Below are 7,704 nucleotides of genomic sequence, written 5' to 3'. Positions count from 1 at the left end.
TGAAGCAGCGGACGCGATGACCAAAGCGGCGGAAGTGCGTCTGGTCGGGCGTCAGTTTGTCGGCGGCGGTTACGTCACCGTTCTGGTCCGTGGCGAAACCGGTGCCGTGAACGCGGCGGTTCGAGCCGGTGCCGATGCGTGCGAGCGCGTCGGTGACGGTCTGGTTGCGGCGCACATCATCGCCCGCGTCCACAGCGAAGTTGAGAGCGTACTGTCTGCCGAAGGCAATGCCATCAACTGCTCCATGATGAATTAAGCCATTCTCTAAGAATGACTGATAGCCGTTCTAGGAGTGGTGGCAGGACATTTTGATACCGGGTTGACTGAATAAATCAGCGCTTCCCTAAGCGATATGTCCTGAATGATGTGTACGTACTGTCCGTATCACGAGGCGCCGAGGAGCACAATTATGCAGGAACATGATAATCCGATCCCCGATTGGACCAGGCAAGATCTGCCACCGATGTTGAGTCGACGATTCGAATTCGAAAGCTATTCTGCGACGCGCGCTTTTTTGGATAACGTCGCGAAAATTGCCGAATCGGTAAAGCATTATCCGAATCTGAGCTTTGGCAAGACCTATGTCAGCGTCACATTGGACGAGGGCGGTAGCAAAATAGGCTCCGAATCGGTGGCGTTGGCTCAGAAGATCGACGCACTCCTCTTGGATGAAGGCAAGTAGTCTCATGAGCAGCTTGCGCCTTGCCATTGTGAACCAGAAAGGCGGGACGGGGAAAACGACCTTATCCATCAATCTGGGCGCCGGATTCAGCCAACGTGGCACCACCGTGTTGCTGGATGCTGATCCACAAGAATCAGCCGGTCACTGGGCAAAAGTCAGCGGCAACGACGGCGACCTGCCACACATCGAAGGCGTTGTAGCGGGCGAGGTGCGTGAACGCATCCAGCATCTATCTGATGCACACCGGTATGTGCTCATCGACTGTCCACCGCATCTGGATTCGGACATTCTGCGTCGTGTGTTGTCTTTCGTGGATATGGTCCTGATTCCAATACAACCTTCCCCTCTGGATGTATGGGCAAGTATCGGCATGGCGGGCGCCGTGCAGGAAGCGCGAGTCAGCAATCCTGATCTGCGCGCGTACATGGTCCTCAATCAACAGGATCATCGCAACGCACTTTCGCGATCCATGCATGAGGCACTGGCTGATTTTGAAATCCCGGTGCTCAGAAATGGCCTGGCGCGCCGCGCCGCTTTTAGAAGTGCTGCACTGGAAGGTTGCAGTGTTTATCGACTGGGCAAACGCGGTTCCAGTGCCGTGAATGACATAGAAGCAATTATTGAAGAGGTTTTAGACTTATGACGACAGTAAGCAACAAGCTGACAGCCGGACTCGACAAGGTGCGTGAAATTAAACCAACCGAGGCTCCGGCAATTGAAAATAGCACTCAGCCAAAATCCCCGGCACGTCGCAAACCGGAACCTCCTAAATCGAGTGGGGCCCAGACTGCGGATGTCGAACAGAAACAGACTATCCCAGCCGCTCGTGTTTGGCCTGATTGATTGGTTTAGTGTGCCAACAATCGCAATGCATTGGTTTATCAATGGTTATAAAAAAATCTCTGCCATGAGGTAAAAGGGCGGGGATTTTTGAGGCAGCACGAAACTGTGCCGCCTTCAATGTTCGATTGGAAATTCCTTGCCCATTACATTTGACCGCGGTTCCCAAATGCTTGCGATATATCAGGGTGTATTCAGATGCCAGAAACTGCCCCAGCTTGCCAACCACGACATTTCCCCGTGGTCGACAAAAGTTCCTCGGTATCGTGCTCCCCTGAGCTTGGTACACACCCGTAAGGGAAGCGCTGATTTAGTCAGTGCTTCCCGCTTGGGGCAGGATGCCCCAACACGAACAAAGACGTCAGTCTTTGATTCGTGAGAGCCATCGCGGGCGTGTACCGCGATGAGCGAGCTGATTTATTCCAAGGATGGAATAAATCAGTATTTACTTAGAGGATTCCTTCAGATGACACAGGAACTTGCCACGCTTTCCAGGAAACTCCTGAGACATGCTTCGTTGCGGCAAATAGAGGTTTTCGAATCGGTAGCGCGACTCGAAAGTTTTACCCGTGCCGCGGCGGAATTGAACCTGACCCAACCGAGTGTATCTGCACAGGTTAAAAGCCTGTCGGAGGTTATAGGGCTAGATTTGTATGAACAAATCGGCCGGCGCATTTATCTGACCGAGGCGGGTCAAATCGTGTTACGTGGCTGCCGCGAGGCAATGGATGCGCTGGCCAATATCGAAATGTCTCTGAATGACTTGAAAGGATTACGCAAGGGGAGGTTGCGGCTTTCGGTCATTACCACCGCCAAATATTTCGCGCCGGTCGCCCTAGGTTATTTTGCGGAACAATATCCGGATATCGAATTGGAACTGATCATTTCTAACCGGGATACCCTGATGAGGCGGATCGAGGAAAATGCCTCCGATCTCTACATCATGGGGCAGGTGCCGCAAAGCCGGATTGATCTTGAGGTGATACCCTTCGCGCCAAACCCCTTGCTGGTGATCGCCCACCGCAGCCACCCACTCGCTAAGGTACGAAACATTCCGCTCAGTAGGATCGCAGAAGAGTCCTTCATCATGCGAGAACCCGGCTCCGGGATTCGGCACAAAACAGAAGAGCTGTTTGCGCGCCACGGGTTGTCGATCAAGACTCGCCTCGTGCTCGATGGCAATGAAGCGATCAAACATGCAGTGGTCGGGAAGTTGGGACTGGCTGTGGTCTCCGAGCACGCTCTGAATATTGAAGGCGTCGGTGGACCGCTTGTGAAACTCGATGTGCAAGGATTTCCGTTGGAAAGTTGCTGGAACATCGTGTACCCAAAAGGCAAGGCACTTTCCGTACTGGCGCGCAAATTCCTTTCCTTTTTGAAAACACACGGCGGCGATTATCTTAAAATTGGCTGAAAACCATTATTTGGATAATGAAAACGAGCTTGAAACCAGTCGGTTTGCCCGAAATTATGTCGGGCTAATTTTTTCTCAATGAAAGCGGAACGAAGTGCAATTCGAAGTATTCCATATCGGCGGATAAACGATAGATCTTTGAAGTCCGGCTGAAAAAACTCAATTTCCATTGATCGCAATCTTTGCTTGCATAGAGATTATCCTATGGAAAAAATCCGAATAACGTCACTTATTCTTGTTTTATTCTCAGTCGTATCGGGATAATTGCATTTATAAACAAGGAGCTGTATCAGTCAATTTGAAAATAAGTGGCTAACCAGTGTTAAGTTTGATCCATTTATAGATTTTGCCCTATGCCAGATTGGGTAAAATCGAATTATACATAGGGTGAATTGACGCTTATCTTCTCACACATAGGGCAAATGAAATAAGAGACGTGAGGATAAGACGATGACCGCCGAGCTGTTGGCTAATGCTACTGGGCTGATGTTACTGGCCATGCCGATAACAATGCTTGCTTTCTCACTTCCGATTGCCCGCACGGGTGTGGATGCCGCACTGATTTATCGCCGGCGCGTGGCATCAGCCACCTTGATCGCATTTGCACTCGCTCTGGTTTCTGTGCTGATGTACGCCTCCGGGTCGCGCAGTGATCTATTCATGCCGGCGATACCTTTGCCCCGCTTGGATAGAAGCATCGATCTTCATGTCTCCATTGTCGTCAATGGTCTGAGCTTGCTGTTGGCCACGCTGGTCAGTTTTGTATTAATGATCATTGCGCGATTCAGCATTCAGTATCTCGATGGTGATCCGCAGCAGGCCCGTTTTTTCCGTTTGCTAGGATTCACCGGCGGCTGGTTTCTGTTGGTGGTTATTGCCGGGAACATGGCATTGTTTACGATCGCGATCCTGATTACCGGATTTACTCTGCATCGGCTGCTGGGGTTTTACTCTGAGCGGCCCCGCGCCATCATGGTCACACACAAGAAATCGATTTTCAGCCGCACGGCTGATGCGCTGTTGATCATTGCCACGGTGCTTATCGGCCTGCAAGTTGGCAGTCTGGAATTCTCGGCGATTACCGCGTTTGTGCAAAGCCATGAGCAGTTGCCTCTCGAGTTGCACATTGCCGCTTGGTTGATTGTGCTGGCAGCCATTCTCAAGAGCGCGCAGTTTCCCTTTCATGGCTGGCTGATCCAGGTCATGGAAGCACCGACGCCCGTATCGGCACTGATGCATGCCGGCATCGTCTATAGCGGGGCGATCATCGTGCTTCGTACCAGCAACCTCTTGATCGCCGACGGCTATGCCCTCATTCTGTTGGCCGTCGTGGGCCTGACCACGCTGATCATCGCCTCGCTTGTCATGTTGACCCAGTCAGCCATCAAGTCGTCACTGGCATGGTCCACGGCTGCCCAGCTGGGCTTTATGTTGCTGGAACTCGGCCTTGGTCTGTTCGCTCTCGGGTTGCTGCACCTCGTGGGGCACTCGTTATACAAGGCACATGCATTTTTGTCTTCGGGGGGGATTGCCGATCAACTGCGCCAGCCCAAGATTTTCAAATATCGCCCTGTTTCCCTGGCAGCGTGGATGATCACCTTCCTGGGTAGCTTGTCGATCGTTCTAGCATTGGTCATCGGCATGGGATTGCGCTTGCAGGATGAACCCACGCTGCTGGCTTTGGTCGTCATCATCGCGTTGGCTACCGAGCAACTGGTGCTCAAGGTACTGAGTTATGGCACCGTCGGGGAGGTGGTTACGGCTATTGTCACTGCGACGGCCATGTCTGCAATCTACTTTGTCTTGCATGGGTTGTTCATGCACGGTTTCGCACAGGAATTTGCACCGCTGCCCACCAAGGTCTCAGACCTGAACTTGGTCCTGTACTGGAGCCTGATCGTGTTGACCATCGCCGGATTCGTCGCCGTGGCCTGGTTGCAGGGGCCGGGGCGAGAACGGATGGCGCGCAGCAGTCAGACGGCCTTGTTTATCCACTTGTATAACGGGTTATACGTCGATCGTTGGGTAGAGCGTTTGTCCTATCGTTTGTGGCCGGAAAAAGTAGGGCGCATGACCCGGATGCCGGATTCTGAATTATCTCGAAAGTCCCGTTGTACCAATGATGCCCAAGTCTGAGCCCAGCTCGTGAATTGCTAAGGAAACCATGATGAGTACCTCAACGCACATATCTTCACGTCAAAACCCGCAGGCTCTTTTGTCACTGATCGAGGAAACCTGTCGTAAAATCACGCCTGTCTGGCCACTGGATTCCTTTGTGGCCGTCAATCCCTATCTAGGACTGATCGATCGGCCCTTCACGGAGGTGGGAAACTATCTGGCCGAAACCACAGGCGAATACCTGTACATGGAACGAGCGTGGTTCGCCAAGAAAATCATCACGGGTGCGATCAAAGTTTCGGATCTGACCGAGGCCGCCAATCAGCTCAAGTGTGATATCGATGTCAACAGCATAAAGCAGGCGGCGCAGTGCGAACCGACCCCGAAAAAGCCGCTTCCACTGCTGGCCCTGGAACTGAACCGGCGTGATGCACCGCCGTTTCTTGCTTTCGTCACTGATCAGATCAGCGGCTATCTGGCTGCGCATTATGACCGTGGGCAGGCGCTGTGGCATATACCATGCGAGGCGGAAAAACGTCTCTATTCGTCCTGGCGGCAATACACTCTGATCGACCGTTCATCCGGCGCAGCCGGGCTCAAAGGAGTGAGAAAGAACCTGCTTTGTGTTTCTGAACATTCGGAAGAGGCCCTGAGCTGGGCGCTGGCTCAAATCGATTTACCCGAAGAACAGTTGGCCGATTACTTGTTTGCCACGCTTAAATCAATTGGTGGCTGGGCAAGCTACTGCCGTTATCTGCTCTGGCAGGCTGAACTGCAGGGCGAGGAAAACGATGACTTGCGGGATCTGATGGTAATTCGTCTGGTTTGGGATGCCCTGATCCTGATGGAAATGGACGAACCTACGCGCCAGCGGTGGCGGTTGAAGATGTCTGAATGGCAGCGACAACGGGGGTTTCAATCGAACGAAGATATGCCCATCGACGAGATTCTGCTGACAGCAGCGGAAATATCCTTTCGTCGCAAGGTGGCGAGCGGCTTGAAATCCAAACCCGAGAATTTACCTGCCGCACCCCCGGAAATACAGGCGGCTTTTTGCATTGATGTGCGCTCAGAAGTTTTCCGGCGGCATCTGGAAGCCAGTATGCCCAATCTGGAAACCATCGGCTTTGCCGGGTTCTTTGGCGTGCCGGTTGAATATTGCCGCCTCGACGAGTCTTATACCCGATCCCACATGCCGGTATTGCTCAAGCCGGTTTTTCGCGCCCAGCAAGTGGGCGACAAGGCCATTGCTGAACGACAACACGCGCGCTTGAGCCGGTCTGCGACCTGGAAGCAGTTCAAACTCTCGGCGGCATCCTGTTTCACCTTTGTTGAGTCGGCAGGGCTGAGTTATGTGCCACGATTGCTTGCCGATACCTTGGGCTGGCACCGGCCATCCTTGCCACCTGATGAGGCCGGGCTGACAGCCAAGGAGCGCTCCCAGCTTCATCCGGCGTTGATTGGCGCCAATGGCGGCGCGCTTAGTGAACAGGAAAAAATCAAACTGGCAGAAGGCATGCTGCGTGGACTCGGATTGATCGATCGGTTCGCCCGCATCATCTTGCTTGCTGGCCATGGCACTTCGACCACGAACAACCCGCATCGTGCGGGTCTGGATTGCGGCGCCTGCGCGGGGCAGACCGGTGAAGTCAGTGCGCGGGTGGCCGCATCGCTACTCAACGAGCCCGCAGTACGGCTCGGACTAGCCGCCAAGGGTATTCGCATTCCGCGGGATACCCGATTTATCGCTGCACTTCACGATACCACCACGGATCAGGTGTCTTTACTGGATGTGCCGACCACAGGCATTGATCCAGCAATTCTGAAAGCGGTCACGCAAGCGTTGGAACAGGCAGGAGAACTGACTCGACTTGAACGGTTGGTCACACTCGACAAGCAGGTTGATCAACAGTCGGCGGCGCGCCATGTCATTCATCGTGGCCGTGATTGGTCGCAGGTGCGGCCAGAATGGGGTCTGGCCGGCAATGGCGCATTCATCGCGGCACCACGCTGGCGTACCCGAGGTCTCGATTTGCGTGGTCGTGCATTCCTGCATGATTACGATTGGCGCAAAGATCCCGATTTTGGCGTTTTGACCCTGATCATGACCGCGCCGCTCGTGGTTGCCAGTTGGATCAACCTGCAGTATTACGGTTCCACCGTCGATAACGAACGACTGGGCTGTGGCAACAAGGTCTTGCACAACGTTGTGGGCGGGCTGGTCGGCGTGCTCGAAGGCAATAGTGGCGATCTGCGGATCGGCCTGTCGTTGCAGTCCCTGCATAACGGCGAAACCTGGCGACATGAGCCACTGCGGTTGAACGCGTTCATAGAAGCGCCCACCGATGCACTGGATCGAATCATTCAAGATCACCCCATGCTGCGCCAACTGGTAGACAATCACTGGGTGAACTTTTGTCAGATTGATGAAAGAGGAGGAGTCAAACGTCGATTTGCCAATGGTAATTGGCGCAAAGATTAAGTGTTCGTGTCACGCCGACCCGTGTTCGCGAGGGTGTACAAATAACTGTGTAACTGGTTATCTGCGACTAACGAGAAGGAGGAGAACCAATGACCATTACCCAGAAGAAGACCGATGCCCTGCTCGACGAGCTTCTGAAAGGCTGCCGCACGCCGCAAGACATACTGG

6 protein-coding genes are annotated in these 7,704 nt (G+C 53.5%); all 6 read left to right on the top strand.

The window, feature by feature from the left end; all coding sequences use genetic code 11:
- Positions 1–256 (top strand): BMC domain-containing protein (locus M7R55_RS10150; RefSeq protein WP_298220297.1); only part of this gene is annotated, 256 nt, incomplete at its 5' end.
- A 153-nt stretch (positions 257–409) separates the two neighbouring features.
- Positions 410–682, top strand: coding sequence for a 4a-hydroxytetrahydrobiopterin dehydratase (locus M7R55_RS10145; protein ID WP_298220296.1), 273 nt, complete (start codon positions 410–412; stop codon positions 680–682).
- 4 nt (positions 683–686) lie between these two features.
- Entirely contained in the window at positions 687–1,325 is a 639-nt protein-coding gene (parA, locus tag M7R55_RS10140) for a ParA family partition ATPase (RefSeq protein ID WP_298220295.1), read from the top strand.
- Positions 1,326–1,988: 663 nt separating this feature from the next.
- Positions 1,989–2,936, top strand: coding sequence for a LysR family transcriptional regulator (locus tag M7R55_RS10135; RefSeq protein WP_298220294.1), 948 nt, complete (start codon positions 1,989–1,991; stop codon positions 2,934–2,936).
- A 450-nt stretch (positions 2,937–3,386) separates the two neighbouring features.
- On the top strand, positions 3,387–5,072 hold the full coding sequence (locus M7R55_RS10130; RefSeq protein ID WP_298220293.1) for an NADH-quinone oxidoreductase subunit L: 1,686 nt from the start codon (positions 3,387–3,389) through the stop codon (positions 5,070–5,072).
- Positions 5,073–5,103: 31 nt separating this feature from the next.
- Positions 5,104–7,536, top strand: a complete 2,433-nt coding sequence (locus M7R55_RS10125) for a YbcC family protein (RefSeq protein WP_298220292.1) — start codon at positions 5,104–5,106, stop codon at positions 7,534–7,536.
- Positions 7,537–7,704 lie beyond the last annotated feature (168 nt).

The sequence above is a fragment of the Halothiobacillus sp. genome, from assembly GCF_027346185.1.
Classification (GTDB): Bacteria; Pseudomonadota; Gammaproteobacteria; order Halothiobacillales; family Halothiobacillaceae; genus Halothiobacillus.
The sequence above is the reverse complement of the archived record's forward strand: the minus strand, read 5'-3'. Positions and strand labels throughout refer to the sequence as shown.

Excerpts from the sequence above, each read along its gene's own strand:
- parA (WP_298220295.1), top strand. The coding sequence starts at position 687 with ATGAGCAGCTTGCGCCTTGCCATTGTGAACCAGAAAGGCGGGACGGGG.
- M7R55_RS10135 (WP_298220294.1), top strand. The coding sequence starts at position 1,989 with ATGACACAGGAACTTGCCACGCTTTCCAGGAAACTCCTGAGACATGCT.
- M7R55_RS10130 (WP_298220293.1), top strand. The coding sequence starts at position 3,387 with ATGACCGCCGAGCTGTTGGCTAATGCTACTGGGCTGATGTTACTGGCC.
- M7R55_RS10145 (WP_298220296.1), top strand. The coding sequence starts at position 410 with ATGCAGGAACATGATAATCCGATCCCCGATTGGACCAGGCAAGATCTG.
- M7R55_RS10125 (WP_298220292.1), top strand. The coding sequence starts at position 5,104 with ATGAGTACCTCAACGCACATATCTTCACGTCAAAACCCGCAGGCTCTT.